General features: G+C 52.2%; 17 protein-coding genes and 1 pseudogene. 2 read left to right on the forward strand and 16 right to left on the reverse strand.

Annotated features, from left to right (window positions below):
• Window positions 1-242: integrase core domain-containing protein (locus AWJ19_RS20480; RefSeq protein ID WP_157890057.1), on the forward strand; the 242-nt coding region annotated here is incomplete at its 5' end.
• A gap of 68 nt (window positions 243-310) precedes the next feature.
• On the opposite strand, the pseudogene AWJ19_RS20485 reads toward AWJ19_RS20480, so the two are convergent.
• The 10 genes and pseudogenes from AWJ19_RS20485 to AWJ19_RS20530 all read right to left on the reverse strand — a co-directional run bounded on the left by AWJ19_RS20485 (window position 311) and on the right by AWJ19_RS20530 (window position 13,301).
• Window positions 311-2,511, reverse strand: a pseudogene (locus AWJ19_RS20485) (UvrD-helicase domain-containing protein).
• A 155-nt stretch (window positions 2,512-2,666) separates the two neighbouring features.
• The gene (locus AWJ19_RS20490) at window positions 2,667-3,968 is read right to left on the reverse strand and encodes an NCS2 family permease (protein ID WP_068726586.1); all 1,302 of its coding nucleotides are present in this window, start codon (window positions 3,966-3,968) and stop codon (window positions 2,667-2,669) included.
• A gap of 151 nt (window positions 3,969-4,119) precedes the next feature.
• Window positions 4,120-4,875, reverse strand: coding sequence for a tRNA threonylcarbamoyladenosine dehydratase (locus tag AWJ19_RS20495; RefSeq protein ID WP_068726588.1), 756 nt, complete (start codon window positions 4,873-4,875; stop codon window positions 4,120-4,122).
• 70 nt (window positions 4,876-4,945) lie between these two features.
• The gene (gene aspS, locus AWJ19_RS20500) at window positions 4,946-6,724 is read right to left on the reverse strand and encodes an aspartate--tRNA ligase (RefSeq protein ID WP_068726590.1); all 1,779 of its coding nucleotides are present in this window, start codon (window positions 6,722-6,724) and stop codon (window positions 4,946-4,948) included.
• 44 nt (window positions 6,725-6,768) lie between these two features.
• Window positions 6,769-8,022 carry a histidine--tRNA ligase gene (gene hisS, locus AWJ19_RS20505; RefSeq protein ID WP_068726591.1) on the reverse strand — a complete coding sequence of 418 codons (1,254 nt, stop codon included), beginning with the start codon at window positions 8,020-8,022 and terminating at the stop codon, window positions 6,769-6,771.
• 1,032 nt (window positions 8,023-9,054) lie between these two features.
• Window positions 9,055-9,399: a hypothetical protein gene (locus AWJ19_RS20510; protein ID WP_068726593.1), complete on the reverse strand. Its 345-nt coding sequence runs from the start codon at window positions 9,397-9,399 to the stop codon at window positions 9,055-9,057.
• A gap of 28 nt (window positions 9,400-9,427) precedes the next feature.
• Window positions 9,428-9,934: a type 1 glutamine amidotransferase domain-containing protein gene (locus AWJ19_RS20515; protein ID WP_068726595.1), complete on the reverse strand. Its 507-nt coding sequence runs from the start codon at window positions 9,932-9,934 to the stop codon at window positions 9,428-9,430.
• Window positions 9,935-10,289: 355 nt separating this feature from the next.
• The gene (locus tag AWJ19_RS20520) at window positions 10,290-10,469 is read right to left on the reverse strand and encodes a hypothetical protein (protein ID WP_068726597.1); all 180 of its coding nucleotides are present in this window, start codon (window positions 10,467-10,469) and stop codon (window positions 10,290-10,292) included.
• Between the two features lie 186 nt (window positions 10,470-10,655).
• The gene (dtd, locus tag AWJ19_RS20525; protein WP_068726599.1) at window positions 10,656-11,099 is read right to left on the reverse strand and encodes a D-aminoacyl-tRNA deacylase; all 444 of its coding nucleotides are present in this window, start codon (window positions 11,097-11,099) and stop codon (window positions 10,656-10,658) included.
• Window positions 11,100-11,120: 21 nt separating this feature from the next.
• The gene (locus AWJ19_RS20530) at window positions 11,121-13,301 is read right to left on the reverse strand and encodes a bifunctional (p)ppGpp synthetase/guanosine-3',5'-bis(diphosphate) 3'-pyrophosphohydrolase (protein ID WP_068726601.1); all 2,181 of its coding nucleotides are present in this window, start codon (window positions 13,299-13,301) and stop codon (window positions 11,121-11,123) included.
• Window positions 13,302-13,703: 402 nt separating this feature from the next.
• Between AWJ19_RS20530 and uraA the strand changes: the two genes are divergently transcribed.
• Entirely contained in the window at window positions 13,704-15,014 is a 1,311-nt protein-coding gene (gene uraA / locus AWJ19_RS20535) for a uracil permease (protein WP_068726602.1), read from the forward strand.
• 274 nt (window positions 15,015-15,288) lie between these two features.
• Here the strand turns inward: uraA and AWJ19_RS20540 are convergent, their stop codons facing one another.
• The 6 genes from AWJ19_RS20540 to AWJ19_RS20565 all read right to left on the reverse strand — a co-directional run bounded on the left by AWJ19_RS20540 (window position 15,289) and on the right by AWJ19_RS20565 (window position 22,163).
• The gene (locus AWJ19_RS20540; protein ID WP_039876305.1) at window positions 15,289-15,807 is read right to left on the reverse strand and encodes an adenine phosphoribosyltransferase; all 519 of its coding nucleotides are present in this window, start codon (window positions 15,805-15,807) and stop codon (window positions 15,289-15,291) included.
• Between the two features lie 229 nt (window positions 15,808-16,036).
• On the reverse strand, window positions 16,037-18,436 hold the full coding sequence (gene recJ, locus AWJ19_RS20545) for a single-stranded-DNA-specific exonuclease RecJ (protein WP_068726604.1): 2,400 nt from the start codon (window positions 18,434-18,436) through the stop codon (window positions 16,037-16,039).
• A 29-nt stretch (window positions 18,437-18,465) separates the two neighbouring features.
• A complete protein-coding gene (locus AWJ19_RS20550; protein ID WP_068726606.1) occupies window positions 18,466-19,428 on the reverse strand; it encodes a cation diffusion facilitator family transporter in 963 nt (320 codons plus the stop codon).
• A gap of 124 nt (window positions 19,429-19,552) precedes the next feature.
• A complete protein-coding gene (gene secF / locus AWJ19_RS20555) occupies window positions 19,553-20,449 on the reverse strand; it encodes a protein translocase subunit SecF (RefSeq protein ID WP_068726607.1) in 897 nt (298 codons plus the stop codon).
• Window positions 20,439-21,692 carry a protein translocase subunit SecD gene (secD, locus tag AWJ19_RS20560; protein WP_068726609.1) on the reverse strand — a complete coding sequence of 418 codons (1,254 nt, stop codon included), beginning with the start codon at window positions 21,690-21,692 and terminating at the stop codon, window positions 20,439-20,441. The genes secF and secD overlap by 11 nt, the downstream gene beginning before the upstream one ends.
• Window positions 21,693-21,911: 219 nt before the next feature.
• The gene (locus AWJ19_RS20565) at window positions 21,912-22,163 is read right to left on the reverse strand and encodes a post-transcriptional regulator (protein WP_068726611.1); all 252 of its coding nucleotides are present in this window, start codon (window positions 22,161-22,163) and stop codon (window positions 21,912-21,914) included.
• Window positions 22,164-22,300: the final 137 nt, after the last annotated feature.

Genomic DNA, 22,300 nt, shown 5'->3' on the forward strand with positions numbered 1-22,300 from the left:
TGCTGCCAAAGGTTGGCGCCCGAATCAGCATGTCTCGCCGAGGAAATTGTTATGACAATGCCTCAATGGAGAGCTTCTTCTCGCATCTGAAAACGGAAGGGCTCTACCCTTATGATATCCGAAATATGGATGAGGCACAAAGGCGAATTGAAGCCTATATTCAATTTTATAACGAACATCGACCGCAACGAAAACTAAATAAGCTGCCTCCGGTAGAATACCGGAAGCAGCTTATAGCCTAGGGTCTTTTTTCAGTGTCTATAAAACAGGGGCTTGACCAAACCATAGGGCGGTCCTTTTTACTGTATGTTTAATGTTCTGCCGCTTCCGGCCAGCCAGTAACAGTCTCTTCCCCTGCTGTCTTCACATAAGCAGGCAGTTCTCCGCTGTGCAGCAGCCACAATTCATGCAGCGCACGGGTACAGCCGACATACATCAGCTTGGCATCCCAGGCGGCTGCTCCGTAATGGCTGGTATCGGCATCGGCCAGGATGACTGCATCGAACTCCAGACCCTTGGACAGATAGACCGGCAGTACCGACAGCCGCCGAGATATTGTGTCATGCTGCCGTCAATGAGATGAAGATCCTCGAAGCCGGCAGCCAGCGCTGCATACAGCTCCTCCGCTTCACGAAGACTGCGGGTCAGGACGGCTACTGTCCGGTATTCACGCCCGGAGAGCGCCTTAAGCGCTGTACTGACTGAGTGCAGGCGCTGATCCGCTCCTGAAGCCGCCTCAGCTGACTCACCGCTGTAAGCGATCAGGCGGACCGGATTACCGCTGCGGAACACCGGTACGGCCAGCAGCGGGCTCTGAACGCCCGCTGAGAGAATACCGTTGGCGAATTCGATGATCTCCATGGTTGAGCGGTAGCTTCGTGTCAGCGCGTGGTAGGCGGTATGCTCAGGAGCGAACAGCGTCTGCATTTCCGCCCAGGCGTGCACGCCTTTATAGGCATGGATACCCTGTGACAGATCACCCAGGATCGTGAAGGAGTGGCCCTTCACATACAAATCCAGCACGGCGATCTGGAAAGGCGAGAAATCCTGTGCTTCGTCAATTACAATATGGTCAAAGCGCTCCGTGCCCTCATTACCGCTCAGCAGATAATGGATATAGAGCAAGGGAGGCAGATCTTCCTCGCGCAGGATGCCTTTTTTGAGATCCTTTGCAGTTTCCTTCAGCACCCCCTGAGGGATGAGCTCCGGTGCTTCTGCCGGCCAGTCCCCAGGCACCTTGGCGGCGCGGAAGATCTGCTTGTAGATCATCAGCGGATCATATTTCGGCCATTTGCCGCCGTATGTCTTCTCCTTGGCTGCCGCCTTCTTCTTACGTTCCTTCAGCGCTGCTGCGGACGGGCTTTTCTTCAGCTCCATTTCAATCCAGCGGTGAATCCGCGCCATTACCCGCTCTTTGCGCTTCAGCGGCGGATAAGGGGCGTATTCCTCATTATGCCAGCGCAGGATCATGGAACGACGCAGCACTGCGCCTTCCCACGGGCTGAAATCCCCTTCGGGGACCGCTCCCGCCTCCAGCAGCTTAACAGCCGACTCAATGACTCCCATTAGCACCGTAGAGCCCTTGAAACGCCCAGGTGTTTCTTCTGTAATGGCCGGCATGCCGCCTTCCGCTTCGAACCAGCGGTTCAATGTCTCCGTGGTATTCTGCTCCGGCAGCTCCAGATCCAGCACATTAGCCGCCCAGTCCGGGAACGTGCTCTGGGCAATGTTGCCGACCCCGAGCTCCGGCAGCACATCGGAGATATAATCGAGGAACATCCGGTTCGGAGCAAAAATAATCATTTTCTCCGCCGATACCTGCTCCTTGTATTGATACAACAGGAATGCCAGTCTATGCAGGGCGACCGTAGTCTTCCCGCTCCCCGCTACGCCCTGGATGATCAGCGCCGTATTCTTCACCGCACGGATAATCTTGTCCTGTTCCTCCTGAATTGTCGAGACGATATCGCGGAGCCGGTTATCCTTGTTCTCCCCCAGCCGGTAGACGAGAAATTCGTCCGATACCGCCGGTGCATCGCTGTCCCGGTTGTAGGTATCCGCAACCCGTTCCAGGATCTGCTTGCGGATCACCACGTTGCGTTTCAGATATACAAGCCCTTCAATCAGCCCCTCCGGAGCTTCATAAGAGGCAGGTTCCGTCCCTCCGGTAAAAGAATAAAACAGGCTTGCTACCGGTGCGCGCCAGTCGATGACCAGCGGACGGTCGCTTACCTGCTCACGGTCTACGCCGATTTTGCCGATATACAGGGGCTGGGGCGCTCCATCACCGCTGCTCTGGAAATCCAGCCGTCCGAAGTAGGGCTCCGGCCGGAGCCTGGCCAAATCCTTGCGCCTCTGCTCCCTGGAATCCTCCAGCACCTGCTCCGTATAATCATGTCCGGTATACACCGGGGTATTGCGCAGTTTAGCCAGGATCGAATCAATTTCGGTAAGCGTGCTGTTCAGCCTGTCTTCTTCCTCTTGATAGGCACTTTGAAAGTTGTCCTCCAATTTCAGTTACCTCCTAAAAGTTTATGAGCATAGCGATCTGTGCAAGGCTGATATCACTTACACAAAAAGGATACTCATCATAGCACAACAGATTCACAAAATCCAGAATTATCTATCCGGCTGAACGCCGCACTTCCCGCAGCAATCCTAAGCCGTTATCCCATAAAAGCATGTAGCACAAAGTTGGCTACAAACAGCCCGGCAATCCCGTACAGCGCCGGAGGGACATCCTTGCCTTTCCCCATAGCCAGCTTGACAATCGGATAAGTGATAAAGCCGAAAGCCATACCGTCCACAATGCTGTAGGTGAATGGAATCATAACCATAACCAGAAAAGCAGGGAACAGCTCCGTCATGTCACTGAGGTCCATCTCCCGCACACTCTGGACCATCAGGCCGCCGATCACAATAAGGATGGGTGCGATGGCACTGTCCGGCACATAGGCCAGCAGAGGGATAAAAAGGAAGGTCGCCCCGAACAGCAGCCCGGTGACCAGCGAGGTCAGACCGGATTTGCCGCCTGCCGCGATGCCTGCAGTGGATTCTGCAGCCGCAACGACCGGACTGCTGCCGAACAGGCCGGCTGCAATGTTGGCAACTGAGAGTGCCCGCAGGCTGCTCTTGAACCGTTCCGGCCGCCCGGCCATCAGCGTCTGCGAGGAGATCAGCCCGATATTCTCAAATACGACGATCAGAAGCAGCAGGAACACGGCAATCCAGAACACCAGACTGATCACTCCGCTCCAGTCCATGCCGGCAAAAACATCACCATAGCCGGTAAAAACATGGCCTGATTCTGTTGTTTCAGGCTTATGTGCTGCTCCCAGCAGATAGGCCAGTCCTGTGCCGGCAATCATGCTGATCAGCAATCCGCCGCGCGTTCCGCGGATGAACAGCACCAGCGCCAGAATCAGTGTTACACAGGATGTGATAACCGCCGGGTCGCTGAAATGGCCGATAGCCACGAAAGTAGTCCGATGGGCTATAACGATCCCGCTTTTCTGCAGGCCGATGAAGGTCAGAAACAACCCGATTCCGACCGTGATGGCATGCTGCAGGTTATGCGGAATCGCTTCGCTCAGAATCCGGTACAGCGATGTGAACGCTACGACTGCGAACAGTACGCCGGTTACCACAACAACCGCCAGAGCTTCGCGCCAGTCCAGCTTCATGGAATGGACCAGCGTATAGGTGAAGAAGGCATTGATCCCCATGCCGGGCACCACAATAATCGGCGTTTTGCCGCCGAAAGCCATAAGCAGGCAGCCTGTAACCGCAGTCAGCAGTGTAGCGACCATCCCCGCTCTGAGCGGCATGCCTGCATCATGCAGAATGGCCGCATTGACCATCACAATATATACAGAGGCAAAATAAGACAGGATTCCTGCAGCCCATTCCCGTTTCCAGTTATCTCCCGGCTCCAGACCCACGCTCTTCCGCCAAAAATTCGAATTCATTGTAAAACCTCCACTGATTGTTAAGTTCCGCTGGCTATTACCCGGTTTTTACGGCTCATAACCGGAAACCGCAATAAAAGGGCGTGCAGCCGGCTATCCGGCTGCTTACGCCCTTCGTCCACCATTCATTTATTTGTTGCCCGGGCCGGTTTTATACGCTTGCGCCGCCGGCTTTCAGCAGATCATCAACTGCAACACTTACCATAATCAGACCGACAACCGGCGGTACGAACGAATTGCTCGCCGGCGGCTGCTTGGCCTTGCGCCGGTCCGGCGCATCGGCAGGAACAATCTGTTCCGTTACATCCACACGCGGTTTCACCGGAACTTCAGTCGAGAAGACAACCTTAACGCCTTTTTTGATGCCGTCCTTGCGCAGCTTTTGACGGATTACGCGGGCAATCGGGTCCATCTCCGTTTTGGAGATGTCAGCCACCTTAAAGCGTGTAGGATCCATCTTGTTGGCTGCGCCCATACTCGAAACCATGGGAATTCCCCGGGACAGGCATTCCTTAATCAGATGGATTTTGTAAATAATCGTATCGGATGCATCAATGACAAAATCCGGCTTAAGCTTGAACAGCTCCTCATACGTTTCCTCCGTATAGAACATGTTCAGGGCGATCGCTTCAATCTCCGGGTTTATCAGCTTGACGCGTTCCACCATCAGATCAGCCTTTTTCTGGCCGATTGTGGTCGTGAGCGCATGAATCTGGCGGTTGATATTGGTGATATCCACCGCATCCTTGTCGATCAGGATAATCCGGCCGACACCCATGCGGGCCAGCGCTTCAACAGACATGGCACCAACGCCGCCGATCCCCAATACAGCTACTGTGCTGTTCTTCAGAATCTCCAGGCCCTCCGGCCCGATGGCAAGCTCTGTACGCGAGAACTGATGCAGCATAAGGTTCACGCCTCCTTTATTATGCGGCCTGGGGAGCCGTCTATAGAGACGCTCCTCAGGCATGGTTTGATTAGTTTTTCACTTTTTCCGGCTTTGGTGCCAGCTTGATGTGGAGCTGTTCCAGCTGCGCGGCATCTACCGGAGCAGGTGCGTCCATCAGCAGGTCGGTTGCACTTGCCGTTTTCGGGAAGGCAATCGTTTCACGCAGATTTGTGCGTCCGGCCAGCAGCATGACCAGACGGTCAAAGCCGAAGGCAATCCCGCCGTGCGGAGGCGTGCCGTATTCGAAGGCATCCATCAGGTAGCCGAATTTCTCATAAGCCACTTCAGGCGTAAAGCCGAGAGCTTCGAACATTTTCTCCTGTACATCACGCTTGTAGATACGCTGGGAGCCGCCGCCCACTTCATAGCCGTTAAGCACAATATCGTAAGCCTGCGCACGGATCTTGCCCGGGTCGGTATCGAACAGGTGCAGGTCTTCGTCCATTGGACGGGTGAACGGATGATGCTCGGCCACATAACGCTTCTGGTCTTCGTCATAGCTGAGCAGCGGGAATTCGGTAACCCAGGCGAATTTGAACACACTGTCATCAATCAGGCCGAGCTGGCGGCCGATCTTCAGACGCAGGGCACCCAGTACATCGGCAACCACTTTTTTGTTGTCAGCGGAGAAGAGCAGAAGGTCGCCTTCTTCAGCGCCGGTGCGTTCTTTTACAGCTGCAATTTCTTCTTCAGTGAAGAATTTGACGATCGGTCCCTTGAACTCCCCGTCCTTCACCTGAATCCAGGCCAGGCCCTTCGCGCCGTAACGGGCAGCATAAGGTCCAAGATCGTCGATTTCCTTACGGGTCCATGTACCGCAGCCTTTGGCATTGAGGCACTTCACTTCTCCGCCTTTTTCGATAACGGAAGCAAATACCTTCACACCGCTGCTGGCAACGATGTCGTTCATTTCAACAAGCTCCAGGCCAAAACGCAGGTCCGGCTTATCCGAGCCGTATTTGCCGATGGCTTCGGCGTAGGTCAGGCGCTGGAACGGAACGGCAACCTCAACTCCTACCGTTTCCTTCAGCAGGCGCTGCATCAAGGTTTCCATCATGCCGAGCAGCTCATCCTGCGGCAGGAAAGAGGTCTCGATGTCGACCTGGGTAAATTCCGGCTGGCGGTCAGCGCGCAGATCCTCGTCACGGAAGCAGCGGGCGATCTGGTAGTAACGCTCGATGCCGCCGACCATCAGCAGCTGCTTGTAAATCTGCGGCGACTGCGGCAGTGCAAAAAATTCACCTTCATGTACCCGGCTAGGCACCAGATAATCACGTGCGCCCTCAGGGGAGCTTTTGGTCAGGATCGGAGTTTCAACATCAATGAAGCCTTCACCGTCAAGGAAGTCACGGAAAATCTTCGCCGCCTTCGAGCGCAGCAGCAGTGTCTTGTGCATTTCCGGACGGCGCAGGTCAAGGTAACGGTATTTCATCCGCAGCGACTCATCCACTTCCACGCCGTCTTCGATGAAGAACGGAGGGGTTTTGGCAGCATTCAGCACTTCAATTTCCGTAATCTGCACTTCAATTTCGCCTGTAGGCAGGTTGCGGTTAACCGTTTCTTCATCTCTCTTAACAACTTTACCCGTAACGGAGAGTACGTATTCACTGCGCACCTTATCGGCAATCTGCAGTGCTTCACCGGAATAATCCGGATTGAACACGATTTGTACAATACCTGTACGGTCGCGCAGGTCAATGAACAGGACGCCTCCAAGGTCGCGGCGGGTCTGTACCCAGCCGTTCAATGTTACTGTCTGGCCGATCTGCTCAGGCGTTAATTGCCCGCAATGATGACTTCTACTCATAATTTATCCTACCCTTTCATGGTTAAAATAAGTGTGACCGTTCCTTAGACCAGCGCCTGTGCCAGCTCTTCCAGCTTGACTGTCTTCTGCTCACCTGTCTCCATTGACTTCAGGGCGATGACTCCGCTGTTCAGCTCATCTTCGCCAAGAATCGCCGTATACCGCGCTGACATACGGTCAGCCGACTTCATTTGCGCCTTCATTTTGCGGCCGAGGTAATCGCGTTCAGCAGAGAAGCCCTGGCTGCGCAGCAGGAAAAGCTGCTTCGTAATCTCCTGATCTGCAGCTTCGCCAAGCGCTACGAAATATACATCGAGCGGCTTCGCTGCCGCAAGCTCCACACCCTGATTCTCCAGAATCAGCAGGATACGCTCCAGCCCGATTCCGAACCCGATGCCCGGCTGATCCGGTCCGCCGATTTCCTCTACAAGCCCGTTATAGCGGCCTCCGCCGCCGACGGTATCGATGGAGCCGATGCCGGCTGCTTTATACTCAAACGCGGTATGCGTGTAATAATCCAGTCCGCGGACCAGACGGGGATTGATGCTGTACTCAACGCCCATGGTATCGAGATGCTGCTTAACCTTTTCGAAATGGGTAGTGCATTCTTCATCCAGACTGTCCAGAATGGACGGCGCACCGCCGAACTTATCCTGATCAACCTTGCAGTCGAGCACCCGCAGCGGATTGCGGTCCATGCGGCGCTGACAGTCACTGCACAGCGTATCGCGCATTGGTCTCAGGAAATTCAGCAGCTTCTCGCGGTAAGCGGCGCGGCTTGGCGCATTGCCCACGGAGTTCAGCTCAACCCGGACTTCTTTGAGGCCGAGATCTTTGTAGAACTGATATCCCAGCGAGATCACCTCGGCATCAATGGCCGGATCTACTGCCCCGAACGCCTCAATGCCAAACTGGTGGAACTGGCGGTATCTTCCCGCCTGCGGACGTTCATAACGGAACATCGGACCGATGTAATACAGCTTGCTGACATCAGGCTCGCCGTACAGCTTGTTCTGCACATAAGCACGCACAACACCAGCCGTTCCTTCCGGACGGAGCGCCAGGTCACGGTCGCCTTTGTCCTTGAAGGTGTACATTTCGCCCTCCACAATATCCGTAGTTTCACCGACGCCCCGTTCGAACAGCCCGGTGTGCTCAAACATCGGTGTGCGGATCTCCCGGTAATTGAACCGGCGGCAGAGATCTCTGGCCTTGCCTTCAATGTACTGCCATTTCTCTACGGCACCTGGAAGCACATCCTGTGTACCTGTAGGTTTCTCGAATCTTTCTTTAGCCACAGCCTATCCCTCCTGAAAATAACCCCTCTTGCCTAACATTGCCTGTACCTTAGCTTGCACAATTTCAAGTAAAAACGGCTTTGCCGTCCTTCGGGGAAGGCGGCAGCCGTTTCTGCGAGAAAGATCAGACCTGTATAAGTCCTTAGACTTATACGTTCTGATATTTCACAAAAAAGCAAAAAATCCCTCGCCTCTGTTTGTAACAAACAGGGACGAGGGATTATCATAAACGATTATTCACCCGTGGTACCACCCACATTCCGGACTCATTCACCTAAACTGAATCCGCTCTAAGCGGTTAACGCCCGCCTACGCGCTCCGGCTACTGACCCTAGGCAGGTAAGCTGCCTCGCGTTCGCCGTGCGTTCTCGGGGAAGTCATTCATCCGGTCATCAACAGAATCCTTACAGCCGTGCCGAAACGGATATGGCTCCTAATGAAGGCCAATAGCCGGTTCTGCGGGGATTCCTCTCTGGGGTCATGGATCTCGGATTACTTGGTCCCGTCATCAAAGCATTATAAACATTTCGTATATTGTTAGATTCTACTGAACCACTGCGCTAAAGTCAAGGAAGGAAATGAAATTCCCGTGTAAATATTGCAGATCAGGTGCATATAAAAAAAGTGACCTGCAGCCGATTGCTGCAGGTCCATTATCATATATTATAAAAAAGGGGGTCATGCTTCTATTATAGACACCCTATATTAAGGATTCATGAATGCAGTATTACAGTTGTATTACAGAAAAGAAAGCGTTTTATTTACTGGGACATTCTCTGTCCGCCTTAACACAAACATACTTTACACTACGCTGCCCGAGCTGTCCAGTGAATTTTTGCTCTGCTGCACAAGGCAGCCCCGGCGGGTCCGTGCGGACGGCCGGGGCTGCCTGCAGACTGCGTTCTAACACCCAGCAGTCATACTAATATTATTCAAAAACCTCTACATATGCATGCTTGCCGCGCAATGTCTCTACAACCTCATTATAATGCTCCTCTGTAGTTTTCAGGGACATTACAATGTGCACATCACTCAAATCGACATCATCGTTGACATTGGTATCACGCAGAATATCATTGTCTGCGTCAACGTCGCACGTCTCAGCCCTTCATCATCGTTGTCGACTACTGCCGGAACCACCGCAGCTCCGCTCAATGCTCCCGCTGTTCCTGCCACGCCCATTGTCCCGCCGGTAATCACTGAATTGTTGTACGGAACTAGCGGCAAAAGAAGATTCGGTCTGCGGTCCCTGCCGGAATCCAGGGGATCTGTCAGCTGAGAAATTTCCAGAGCCTCCACACTATATGGAATCAATGCCGTTTTCGCGCCCTCCGCTTCACTTTCCGTTCTGAAATAAGCCTGAATTCTTCTGGTCATGATTGTTCCCTCCTTCAATATTGGTTGATTACAGGACCTTCAGCAGCTCGCGCACAAAGGCAGGTTCATCTTTCGGGGTGCGCGATGTTATATAATTGCCGTCAACGACGACCTCTTCATCCTTAAACTCCGCTCCGGCGTTAACGACATCATCCTTGAGCGGCGGGTAGGAGGTGATGGTGCGTCCTTGAAGCAGGTCTGCACTGATCAGAATCTGCGGTCCATGGCAGATAGATGCAATCGGAGTACCGGAAGCATCGGCTTCCTTCACAAAAGCAAGAATGCCTTCATCCAGCCGCAGATTTTCGGGTGACGAACCGCCTGGAATCACGATTGCGTCATAGTCACCGGCCTTTACCTCGCTGATTGCTTTATCTGTAGCATAGGAAACGTTTCCCTTTTTGCCCAGTAGCGTTTCATTCTTTTTCAGACCTATAATTTCAGCCTGATGTCCTGCTTGTATAACTTCATCGTAAGGTACTTTCATTTCGGAATCTTCAAAACCGCTGGCGAGCAGAAATGCTACTTTACTCATTGGATAAGTTCTCCTCTCCGCTATTTTGTTCTCGCTTTCTTATTACCCGCAATATCCGGATTTCTAACGACCCAAGGTGTGCTCGATTGATTGAACTTATAATTTCCCATTTCGGGATGAGTCATCACTCCAGAGAATGTTTGGACTTCCGGCCGCTGTTGTCTGCAGATTTCTTCATTTGTACCGCTGTTCGCGGTTGAAATCCGCAGACGGCATATGCTTCCGTAGCGAGCTTTTCTACGAAAAGCTTTCAGGCGGACGCTACCGCTCCTACAGTTCCAAAATTCTCCTCCATCATTCTTCCCTAATTTAATATTTTTCTGTTCAATCTGGTACCGGAACTTTCCGGGTTTCTTCAGGTGCGCGGAAGCAGCCCCCGACTTCTGCCCTTCATGAGCGCAAGATCTTCCTCCTGCCTTGCTTCTTTCGCTGCCGCCGATGCTTCCGCAGCACTGCCTGCCGTGTAGGCCGGAACGCGGGTCCATGCCCATGATTTCGGAGAATATCTCATCTTCGGATTACCTACCCCTGACAAAATTTCAATCCTCCCTAGTTTATCCTGTACAAGCTGGCTCTATCCCCGTGCAGACGCTAACCCAAACACTCTATGAGGACTTCAACACCCCCGGCAGCCTATAATAGCTGCATTATAAAAAAAGCCGCAGGCTGCTCCTATAGGGAACAACCTGCGGCATGTCACATATTCATTTTAGTAGCTTCTCTAGTCCCGGCTGTCCAGGATCAGCGTAACCGGTCCCCAGTTGGTGAATGAGACGTCCATCATGGCCCCGAACACGCCGGTCTCCACCTGAAGTCCGCCGGCTCTCAGCTCCTGGTTAAAGTAATCATAGAGCTGCTTAGCCTCGGCTGGAGCCGCTGCAGCCATGAAGTTCGGGCGCCGTCCCTTGCGGCAGTCCCCGTACAAAGTGAACTGTGATACAGATAGAACGGCTCCTCCGGTATCCATTACACTAAAGTTCATTTTGCCGGCCTCATCTTCGAAGATGCGCAGTCCGGCTATTTTGTCAGCCAGATATTTGGCATCCTTCTCCGTATCTCCATGCGTCACGCCGATCAACAGCATCAAGCCTTCGCTAATGGCTCCTGTTACCGTCCCGTCGACTGTAACTTTTGCTTCCTTACAGCGTTGTACCACTGCTCTCATTGCGACTTTCAGCTCCTTGCCCTATTGCATAATCCGGTTAACTGTATATACATCCTTCACACGCTTCACCCGGTCGACAACCGACTGCAGATGATCGGTATTGCGGATGAGAATCGTCATGTGAATCATCGCCATCTTATTCTTGTCAGAGCGTCCGGTAACGGCCGAAATATTCGTTTTGCTCTCAGACACCGCCTGCAGCACTTCATTAAGCAGACCGTTGCGGTCATGGCCTGTAATCTCAATATCAACGCTGTAGTTGGCCTCCATGCTGCCTTCCCACTCCACTTCAATCACCCGTGCTGATTCTTCCCCGTCACCGTCGGTCGGAATATTCGGACAATCCTCACGGTGCACAGACACGCCGCGCCCGCGGGTTACATATCCGACAATATCGTCACCCGGTACGGGGTTGCAACATCGCGCGAAGCGGACAAGCAGGTTATCAATGCCCTTGACGCGCACACCGTTGGTAGGCTGGTTACGGTTGCCGCCGCTGGATTTGATCTCCTTCATCTCGGTAGACAATTCCAGATGGTTGGCAGCTTCCTCCTGCTCCCTGCGCAGCTTCTCGGTCAGCTTATTCGCGATCTGCGAGGCGGTAATCCCTCCGAATCCGACTGCGGATAGCATATCCTCGACGTCGCCGAAGGCGAACTTCTTGGCCACATCGCTCAGCTTATCCTCGGTCAGGAAATCGGAAACCTCCATGTTAAGCCGCTTCAGCTCGCGTTCGACTGCTTCGCGGCCTTTTTCGACATTTTCCTCGCGCTTCTCTTTCTTGAACCACTGCTTGATCTTGCTGCGCGCATGGGAAGATTGGGCAATCTTCAGCCAGTCGCGGCTCGGGCCGTAAGAATTCTTGGAAGTGAGGATCTCTACTATATCCCCGGTCTTCAGCTTATGGTCGAGCGGCACAATCCGCCCGTTCACCTTGGAGCCGATGGTCCGGTTACCGACCTCTGTATGAATCCGGAAAGCAAAATCCAGCGGAACAGAGCCCGCCGGCAATTCCACAACCTCGCCCTTTGGCGTAAAAACAAAAACAAGGTCAGAGAAAAAGTCCATCTTAAGCGATTCCACGAACTCCTCGGCATCCTTGGCTTCATGCTGCAGCTCCAGGATTTCCCGGAAAAACGGCATGCGGTTCTCCGGATTTCCGCTGTTGCTGGTGCCTTCTTTATATGCCCAGTGTGCGGCAATCCCGAATTCCGCCGTCCGGTGCATTTCCCAGGTACGGATCTGCACTTCAGTCGGCTCTCCGCCCGGACCTACCACGGTTGTATGCAGGGACTGGTACATGTTCGCTTTAGGCATGGCGATATAATCCTTGAACCGGCCGGGCATCGGCTTCCAAAGAGTATGAATAATCCCTAAAGTAGCGTAACAGTCCTTAATATTATCAACAATAATCCGGATCGCCAGCAGATCATAAATCTCATTGAACTGCTTGTTTTTAGTGCTCATTTTGTTATAGACGCTGTATATATGCTTGGGACGTCCGGACAGATCCCCTTCGATCCCCATTTCATCAAGCTTGGCGCGTATTCTGCCGATAACACTGTCAATGAACTGCTCACGCTCTGCCCGCTTCTTATGCATCAGGTTCGCAATACGGTAGTATTGCTGAGGATTCAGGTAACGGAGGGCAATATCCTCCATCTCCCATTTAATCGCCGAAATACCCAAACGGTCAGCTATCGGACAAAAAATCTCCAGCGTCTCGTAGGAAATCCGCCGCTGGCTCTCCTCAGACTGATACTTGAGCGTCCGCATGTTATGCAGCCGGTCCGCCAGCTTGATCACAATGACCCGGATATCCTGAGCCATGGCGATAAACATTTTGCGGTAGTTCTCGTTCTGCTGCTCTTCCTTGGAGCGGAAGCGGATGCGTTCCAGCTTGGTCAGACCATCCACCAGCATGGCACAGGTATCGCCGAACTTCTCGCGGATCTGCTCCAGCGACACCGTTGTATCTTCAACGACATCATGCAGAAGTGCTGCAATAATGGAAATAACGTCCATCTGCATATTGACGACAATATCTGCAACCGCCAGCGGATGCAGGATATAGGGCTCCCCCGATTTGCGTACCTGGCCGTGATGAGCCTGGTCGGCAAACTCATACGCTTCCCGGATGCGGAGAAGATCTTTTTCTTTTATATAGGCGCCGGCCTTTTCAACTAATTGCTCTATGCCCATTCTCGTCGTATCCGTTTCCTTTCTATAAGAAAACTCCATGACAGGAGTTTCTCGAAAATGTTGTTAAACCTATGCGTTTAGATAAATTCCGAATCCTGCATAATAAAATAAACCCGCAAGTGAAACCCTATTTGCAGGCCTTCAGCTCCTTTGAGCTGCACTACACGCAGTTTAAAGTTGTTTATAATTATGACGCTTAGGATGCATTACGTCAACACTTCCCATTGCCTGGCATACAGCCGTTTCTGCAGGGAATAGAAGAATAATTTATGACAAAAACAAATAAAGTCTAACATTGTTCAAAAAATGTTGTTGTCAAACGGCGTCGTACTATTTAATCTAGTAAAGGCGGTTTTCGCCAGGTTAAGACAAAACTACATAGAGAAAGAGAAGTGAACTCCATTGCAACGCGAAATTCAAGTTAACGAGAAACTCCCGTTAGGCCCAGGCTTTCTCCTGAGTCTGCAGCATCTGTTCGCCATGTTCGGCAGCACCGTGCTCGTCCCTAACCTGTTCGGGGTAGATCCCGGCATGATCCTGCTGATGAACGGTATCGGCACACTGCTCTATATTCTGATCTGCCGCGGCAAAATCCCGGCCTACCTCGGGTCAAGCTTCGCTTTCATCTCACCGGTGCTCAGTGTGCTGGATAAATATCAGGGAGATCATCAGCATGGATATTCGCTTGCACTGGGAGCGTTTATTGTTACCGGTGTTATCTTTATTCTTGTCGCATTAATCATCCGTTATGCCGGAACCGGCTGGATTGATGTTGTATTCCCTCCTGCTGCCATGGGTGCTATCGTAGCAACAATCGGACTTGAGCTGGTACCGGTTGCCGCACGCATGTCCGGACTGATTGCTCCTGAAGGCGTTGCGGTTGCAGACTGGACTCCGGACGGTAAGGCTATTACATTGTCATTGGTCACACTGGGAGTTACCGTTATCGGTTCTGTTATGTTCCGCGGCTTCCCCAAAATCATCCATATCCTCATCGGTATCGTAACCGGTTATGTGCTTGCCTATATTATGGGACAGGTCAATACCGGAGCTATTGCCGACGCCAGTTTCCTATCCCATCCGACGATTACTACTCCTTCATTCGATTGGCAGGTTATCCTGACCATCATTCCTGTATCCCTGGTTGTAATTGTTGAACATATCGGCCATCTGCTTGTAACCAGCAATATTGTCGGCAAAGACCTGACCAAAGATCCCGGACTTGACCGTTCCCTGCTCAGTAACGGGATATCGACTGTGCTTTCCGGCTTTGTAGGCTCCACACCAAACACTACTTACGGTGAAAATATCGGCGTTATGGCTTTGACCAAAGTATACTCGGTATTCGTAATCGGCGGAGCGGCCATCATCGCCATTCTGCTCTCGTTCTCCGGTACCTTCTCCTCCATTATCGCGAATATCCCGCAGCCGGTTATGGGCGGTGTATCCCTGCTGCTGTTCGGCGTTATTGCCGCATCGGGTTTGCGTATTTTTGTAGAACAAAAGGTTGATTTCTCCAAAGCCAGCAATATGATTCTGGCCACTTTGGTGCTTGTTGTCGGCATCAGCGGCATCTCGCTCAATATTGCCGGCGTACAGCTCAAAGGTATGGCACTGGCTACTATTGTTGGTATCGTGCTGTCCCTGTTCTTCAAGCTGATCGAAGTGCTGGGCTTGTCCAATGAACAGGATTCGGAGAAAACTGCACACTAAGTCGTAAGAGCTGAATATATTAGCTAACTATATAAACAAAAAAGAGCCATCCCGTTAAGCTGATTGATGCAATTATTTGAGAACTTTTCCCCTGTTTTCCTATTGGCTATATAGTAGATATTAACGGGGTGCGGCATACCGGTTCTCATGGCTAGGTATGTTTCAAAGAAAGCCGTGTGCGGCATTAGTAAAAAAAGTGGACGGTTGTCGTTATTCGACAACGTCCACTTTTTATTTCCCGGGAAAAGCTCCACGGGAGCATTTTACAATTCGTTTAGTCTTCGTATGTCAGCAGGGATACAACTTCGATGTCCGAAAGCTTGTTGCGGCCGGCCAGTTGTACCAGCTCAATCAGGAATGCTGCTCCGACAACCTTACCTCCGAGCTGTTCAACCAGGCTGACAGAAGTAGCAATCGTTCCGCCAGTTGCCAGAAGGTCATCAGCAATCAGCACATTTTGGCCCGGCTTGATAGCATCGGTGTGAACAGCAAGTGTATCTTTGCCGTATTCCAGGTCATAGCCAACTTCGATTGTTTCGTACGGGAGCTTGCCGCTTTTACGGATAGGAACAAAGCCCACTCCCAGCGCATAAGCCAGTGGAGCGCCAACTACAAAGCCGCGGGCTTCCGGTCCGGCAATGACATCAATGTTCAGATGGGATACCAGCGCTTTAAGCTCGTCAATCGCTGCGCGGTAAGCTTCGCCGTCTTTAAGCAGGGTGGTAATATCTTTAAAGCTGATTCCCGGCTGCGGGAAATCTTCAATTACGCGAATGTTGTTTTTGAAATCCAATAGTATCATCTCCTAAAAGTTTGTGAGGATTACCTCACCGATTCGCTTCGAACAAACTCACTTCGGAAGCATCTGCTTGGTTTGTGAGGATTACCTCACCGATTCGCTTCGAACAACTCACTTCGGAAGCATGTGCTTGGTTTTGTGAGCATCCGCCCACTTTAATTGCTTCGTACAAAACTCGCTCCGGAAGCGTCTGCTTGGTTTGTGAGCTTAAGCCCGTCCCAGCCTACGACGCTCCCTGGCGGCGGGCCAGCATCCAGTTCTCCAGCTCGCGGGGGCTGCTTTCCATGAAATACTGCTCCATCTCGGCAGTTTGTCCTAAACGGACAAAGTGACGCGAGGCAGACAGGTTTTTGGCTGCCGGTTGGGACACAAATGAGATCATTCCACCGGTACGTTCGATAAAATCAAGCTCCTCGAACACGTCCAGCATCCGGCCCAGCATCCGTACACTCAGCGAAGACTGGCGGCTAAGCCGCAGCAGCACCTCATGCTCAGGTACTGCTGAAGAGGCAATGGAAGCCAGCAATTTATATAATACCTTAAAATGATCGCGTGTCGGAACCTGCAGGCGGTCACGCCCGTCACGCCGGGCATGCAGCAGGGCAATGTTCTCGGCCTGAGGGAAAGCGGCAAGCAGGGCATCCAGCTGCTCCGGCGTTTCCGGCATGTCCAGCAGACACAGCAGCGACACTTTCCCGTCTGGCTCAGCTTGTCCATGATGAAGCGCGTTAATCCCGCCTTCTTCATCATAAACCCACAGCGACATCCCCTTCAGATCGCTGAGCGGCGAGAGGCGGCTGTTCTGAAAAACAGCCGCTGCTGTAAAAGGCGTGCTGCCGCTGTAAGGCTGCAGCACCTCTTTGAGGCGGAGGGCCTGCCGTACGGCATCTGCTGTTCCCCGGAGATCAAACAGTTGCGCCTCCGGCACGGCCAGATCCTGCAGCATCAGCTGCGGCTTGCGGGAGCCGTTCCACTCATTGACCGACAGCTCGGCAAGGACGTCAATCATAGTCCCGCCGGGCAGCAAATCAGCCAGTTCGCCTTTGCCGAAGGCTACGGCTTCGATAGTGTGCCGCCCCTGCTGCAGGACAAGCTTCAGGTGCTTGCCCTCCTGCCCCATCTTGCGGGTCTCCTTCACGGCCGCTCCGCGCACAATGAATTTGGGCAGCGGATTGGACATGCCGAAGGGCGCCAGTCTGTCCATTTCAAGTGCAGCCTGCAGCGTCAAATCGGCAATCGCGATATCTCCGTCTGCAGCGGTTACCGGGATCAGATGCTCCGGTGTAAGCACCTCTGCTGCATATTCATTCAGAGCTGCGGCAAAGGCATCCAGATTGTCGCGGTGCAGGCTCATTCCGGCAGCAGCCGGATGGCCGCCGTAATGGTCCATTAATCCGGCGCAGGAGGTAAGCGCCTCATAAATATCCAGACCCGGAATAGAGCGGGCCGAACCCTTGCACATGCCGGTCTCCGGATGGATATCAAGGATAATGACCGGACGGTAATACCGTTCAAGCAGCTTGGAGGCGACGATCCCGACAACCCCGACATTCCAGCCCTGATCGGCCAGCACGATAATATCCGGCGGCTGTCCGTCTCCGATCTGCCGGATGAGCTTATCAGTAGCTTCACCCACAATGCGTTCAACGACCATCTGACGTTCCTTGTTAAGCAAATCTAACTCGCTGGCCAGGTGGCCGGCTTCATCACTATCTGCAGTGGTCAGCAGGGCAACCGCCCGGCCTGCATGATCGAGACGGCCGCTGGCGTTGATCCGCGGAGCTACACCGAATGCTATATTAACTGCACTAACTGTATTCATCGTTATACCGCTGACCTCAAGCAGCGCGCGTACTCCGGGAAACGGGGATTTCCGCATGCTTGCAAGCCCTTTGCGGACCAGGCTGCGGTTCTCGCCCAGCAGCGGCATCAGATCCGCCACCGTACCGATCGCTGCAATTTCACTCCACTCCTCAGGCACCTTGCCGTCAAGCAGTGCTTCAGCAAGCTTGTAAGCCACCCCTACTCCGGCCAGCCCTTTAAACGGATAAGGACAGTCCGGCAGCTTGGGGTTAATCAAAGCAAACGCTTCCGGCAAAAGCTCCGGCGGTTCGTGATGATCCGTCACAATAACATCAATTCCCAGCTCAGCCGCGTACGCAATCTGATGTACGGCGCTGATACCGGTATCTACTGTAATGACAAGTGAAACACCCTGCTGGACCGCCCAGTCCAGAGCATGATTATGAAGCCCGTAGCCTTCATTGGAGCGGTGCGGGATATAGATGTCAAAGGAAGCACCCAGATGGCGCAGCAGATAGATCATCAGCGATGTGCTGGATACGCCGTCGGCATCATAATCTCCGTATACCAGAATATGTTCCTCTTCTTGCAATGCCTTTCTGATCCGCGGCACAGCCTCGGCCATTCCTTTGAGCAGGAATGGATCATGGCTGTCATCCGCCCCTCCGTCCATGAACAGCAATGCCTCGTCCGGGGCAGTAAGCCCTCTGGTCACAAGCAAGGAGGACAGGAGCGGAGAAACAGAAAGGCTCCGGGCCAATTCCCGCACTTTATCGGGATCGGCTGCCGGAGATTGCCATCTTGTTTTTGAATGAAGCAATTGAGTTCACCTTTCTCTCGCCATGCGGCCTACTGTAGCAGTGTCGGAATATCATTGTCCGCAAGCTGGTGATTGGTTTTGTAGGGATAACCCGGATCGTACGGCACAACATCCATATGAACTTCACCGACATGGACAAAACGGTGCTGTAACAGCTTTCTGGCACACTCCGAGATATCCTGGGCTTCCATTACCGTGATCCGCGGATTCACGCTGATTTTGATCTGAAGATTCACATACCGGCCTTGTTCTACCGCCTGGAGATGCTCAACGCGGATGACTCCGTGTACCCGCCCGACGGTTTCAATGAAATTGGCGGCTTCCGCCGAAGGCAGCTCCTGGCTTGTTTTGCCGTAGACCGAAGCGGTAATCATGGTGTAGCCTTTACGGAGAATCAGGAAGCTTGTCAGCAGGGCTGCAACCGGGTCCATGTAGAACAGCGGGCTCCAGCCGATATATCCCCCGACCATAGACAACGTTATTCCAATTAAAGCAGCTATCGAGCTATACAGGCTGAAACGGTGGCTATCCGCATAGGCGGCATGGCTGCCGTCGCCAATTTTTTTGAAGTAACGGTATTGATACTGGAAAATGCCCTCTTTTACTATAATTGAAATAAGAACCGTAACAAGTGCAGCAGGCGGAACTGTCGATAAATGTCCTCTGGTTAAATCCCGGATGGCTGAAAAAGCGATCTGCAGTCCGGCCATCAGAATCAGCGCGGAGAAAAGCATGGTAATAATGGGTTCCTTACTGCTTTTACCTTTCCCTGTCCGGAGGGCGGATTTTGGATTCTTTGTCTGTCCTGAACGCCATGGGAGAGCTTCCGCCAGCCTTGCTGCCGCGTCCGCTCCGGAATATAAGGCATCGCCCAGCAATGCCTTGCTGCCCGTGAAATAACCGATACTGCCTTTAGCCAGAGCCAGTACAGCATCACTGACGATCCCGTTCCAGGCAACCGTCTCACTTTGCGGTGATTGTTTGTCATTCATAACGAGCCCTCCTTACCTGGTAGCAAGTAATCTCATGTTGCAGCATACGCCTGTCAGCCAGTTCCAAAGATTCCGAAAAGCCGCGTCGTCGTTGACGCGGCTTTTCGGGCAATAAAGCTGAGACTTAGGCCGGATTGTTCTTCACGGCAGGCTTCTGGCGCTTTTTGAGCAGCAGCCAGAGCGGGCTTGCGATAAAGATGGAGGAATAGGCTCCGAAGAGCAGCCCGATAACCATAGCAAGCGAGAACATTTTAATGGATTCGCCGCCCATCACAAGCAGGAAGAACGCGGCAATAAATACCGTAAATGCTGTGTAAAGGGACCGCATAAGGGTCTGGGATATACTCTTGTTGACCAGAAGCTTAAGGTCCTCATACGTTTTCTGTTTGCCAAAGCGCAGGTTCTCACGGATCCGGTCAAAAATAACGATTGTATCATTAATGGAATAACCGATAATCGTAAGCACCGCGACAATGAAGGTTATATCCACCTCAAGTCGGAAGATAGAGAATATTGCCACTACCATAAAGGCGTCATGGAGCAGTGCGACAATTGCCGCCAGGGCAAAGCGCCATTCAAACCGGATGCTTACATAAATAATAATCCCTAAACTGGACAGTAGGACGGAGTAAATCGCATTACGCGCAAGCTCCTTGGCCATTTCCGGGTCAACCGTATTGATCTCATAGGAAGCCTTATCATCGAGCTTGCTGATTGCGGTCTTCAGCGCTTCACTCTGCGCATTATCAAGTTCTTCGTCATAACGGATATTTACACGCTGGTCACCGATGGTAATGCTCGGCTCATGGGCAATCCCCAGGCTGTCCAGGGCTGGCTTAAGCTCAGCCTGTGTAAGATTCTTGGACAACGATACATCCACGTTAGAACCCGCTCTGAAATCTACGCTGTAGTTCAGTCCCAGAAACCCGAGAAAAACTACACCCAGTACAGTAAGTACAATAGAGAAAATAAAGAAGTATTTACTCCAATGCACGAAATCCATTTCTTTATTAAAGCGCACGGATGTCACTCTCCTTTACCCCAAATTGCTTAGGTTTCTTCAGGGCGCCAGCTTTGACCAGCACCGAAAGCAGCCAGTGGGCAAAATAGAGGTTGGTTACGATACTGAGTACAATTTCTACAATCAGTATCAAGGCAAAGCCTTTAACCGCACCGGTACCGAATGCGAACATAACAGCCGCTACGATAATGGTCGTCACGTTGGCGTCCATAACAGTCCGGAAGGAGGTTTTGTTACCCGCTTTGACAGAGGACATGATGCTCTTGCCGCTGCGCATTTCTTCTCTTATCCGTTCATTGGTAATGATATTGGCATCGACGGCCATCCCTATACCAAGGATAAACGCGGCGATACCCGGAAGGGTCAGGGTAAAATCAGCAATGACAAATACCAGAATCAGCAGCCAGGTATGCAGAATCAGCGCGAAGCTGGCCAGAACACCGGGAAGCCGGTACATACCAATCATGAAAATCAAAATAATCAGGGAGCCCACAAGACCTGCTTTGATCGTCTGATCAAGTGACTGTTTACCAAGGGTTGCTCCGACGCTTTGCGAGTATTTCTCGGTCAGCTTCAGCGGCAGTGCGCCGAGGTTAATGGTATCAGCCAGTTCACGTGCTTCATCTAACGTATAATTTCCGGAGATCGATGCCTTGCCGTCAGTCAATACCGCTCTAACGACCGGCGGATTGCCCAACAGCTGATCATCAAGATAGATAGCTAGCGGTTGACCAAGCAGTCTCTCTGTGATCTCCGCGAATTTTTTCTTGTCTTTAATGCTAATGCTGATCTCAGGCTGGTTCAGATTATTACGCTGAACCTCGGCAGCATTCTCAACAAAATCACTACCCACGAGCTCAATCTTGCTGTATACACCCTCTGCATCACCTTCGGCGGCACTGCGGAATGTCAATACGGCAGGTTCTTTCATCTTCTCGCGGACTTCAGCCTCGTCGGTAACACCGGCAATCTTCAGACGAATGCGGTCAGTTCCCTCCGTTGTCACTTCCGGCTCGCTTGTGCCGAGTGCGTTAGCGCGTTTCTCCAGGCTCTTTGCGGTTTGCTGCAGCGAAGCTCTGGTCAGTTCACCGCCGGTATCCATCGGCGAAGCCTGATACAGAATCTCAAAGCCGCCTTTCAGGTCAAGACCCAGACGGACCTTGTCCAGCAGACCGGGGGTTGTAAACGCCATGACGCCGGTTAAAACGAGCACGGTAATGATAAAGCTCAACAGTCTCTTCATGCTCTTGCTAGTTCCCCTTTCATTACTCAATATTCCTATTATAGCTACGTGCGAAATCACCGTCAATTGAGCGCAGAATGACGGTGCTTAGATCACACAAAGAAACGGCGGGCTGTGCTCTGGTCAGCAAGCCTTCCGTTTGGATAGGTAGTGCCTGGATATCCTCTCTTACTTTACTGCTTCCCCAGGCGGTTTGCAAAAGAAATTCATTCCTGCAAGTCAGGTAATCCCCCTGTAGGCCGCGAGCATCAGGTAATTCATATACGTTGTAACTTTAAGTGAATAAATATCATTTACCAGCTTATACAGCGGAGGTTGGCCCTCCTTGTCATATTTGCTGCTAACGCACTCCCAGATATCCTTGCCAGTTACATATTCATAGCCCAGGAGCCGGAATTCCTCCGCTTTACTAGTGCACATAGCTTCGATTACATCACTAAGCTCCTCGTACTTCCACGGTTCCGATTCCATAGTGTTACACCTCCCAAGGTCTGCGCTGAAGCAGGCTACCGGATATATATTCGACCTTACCGGCCGACTATCCTTCTTCCCGCAAAAAAGATGTCGTATCCAAAGCTTGTCATGGATGGGCCGGGGTCAAGCATATC

Origin of the sequence: Paenibacillus sp. DMB5, assembly GCF_001517085.1 — a bacterium.
Taxonomy (GTDB): domain Bacteria; phylum Bacillota; class Bacilli; order Paenibacillales; family Paenibacillaceae; genus Paenibacillus_AQ.

Coding starts and splice junctions, on each gene's coding strand:
- AWJ19_RS20565 (WP_068726611.1), bottom strand. CDS start 22,163: ATGGAATCGGAACCGTGGAAGTACGAGGAGCTTAGTGATGTAATCGAA.
- secD (WP_068726609.1), bottom strand. CDS start 21,692: ATGAAGAGACTGTTGAGCTTTATCATTACCGTGCTCGTTTTAACCGGC.
- AWJ19_RS20550 (WP_068726606.1), bottom strand. CDS start 19,428: ATGAATGACAAACAATCACCGCAAAGTGAGACGGTTGCCTGGAACGGG.
- aspS (WP_068726590.1), bottom strand. CDS start 6,724: ATGAGTAGAAGTCATCATTGCGGGCAATTAACGCCTGAGCAGATCGGC.
- AWJ19_RS20515 (WP_068726595.1), bottom strand. CDS start 9,934: ATGAGTAAAGTAGCATTTCTGCTCGCCAGCGGTTTTGAAGATTCCGAA.
- AWJ19_RS20490 (WP_068726586.1), bottom strand. CDS start 3,968: ATGAATTCGAATTTTTGGCGGAAGAGCGTGGGTCTGGAGCCGGGAGAT.
- AWJ19_RS20530 (WP_068726601.1), bottom strand. CDS start 13,301: ATGGGCATAGAGCAATTAGTTGAAAAGGCCGGCGCCTATATAAAAGAA.
- AWJ19_RS20510 (WP_068726593.1), bottom strand. CDS start 9,399: ATGACCAGAAGAATTCAGGCTTATTTCAGAACGGAAAGTGAAGCGGAG.
- dtd (WP_068726599.1), bottom strand. CDS start 11,099: ATGAGAGCAGTGGTACAACGCTGTAAGGAAGCAAAAGTTACAGTCGAC.
- AWJ19_RS20495 (WP_068726588.1), bottom strand. CDS start 4,875: ATGCTGCATCAGTTCTCGCGTACAGAGCTTGCCATCGGGCCGGAGGGC.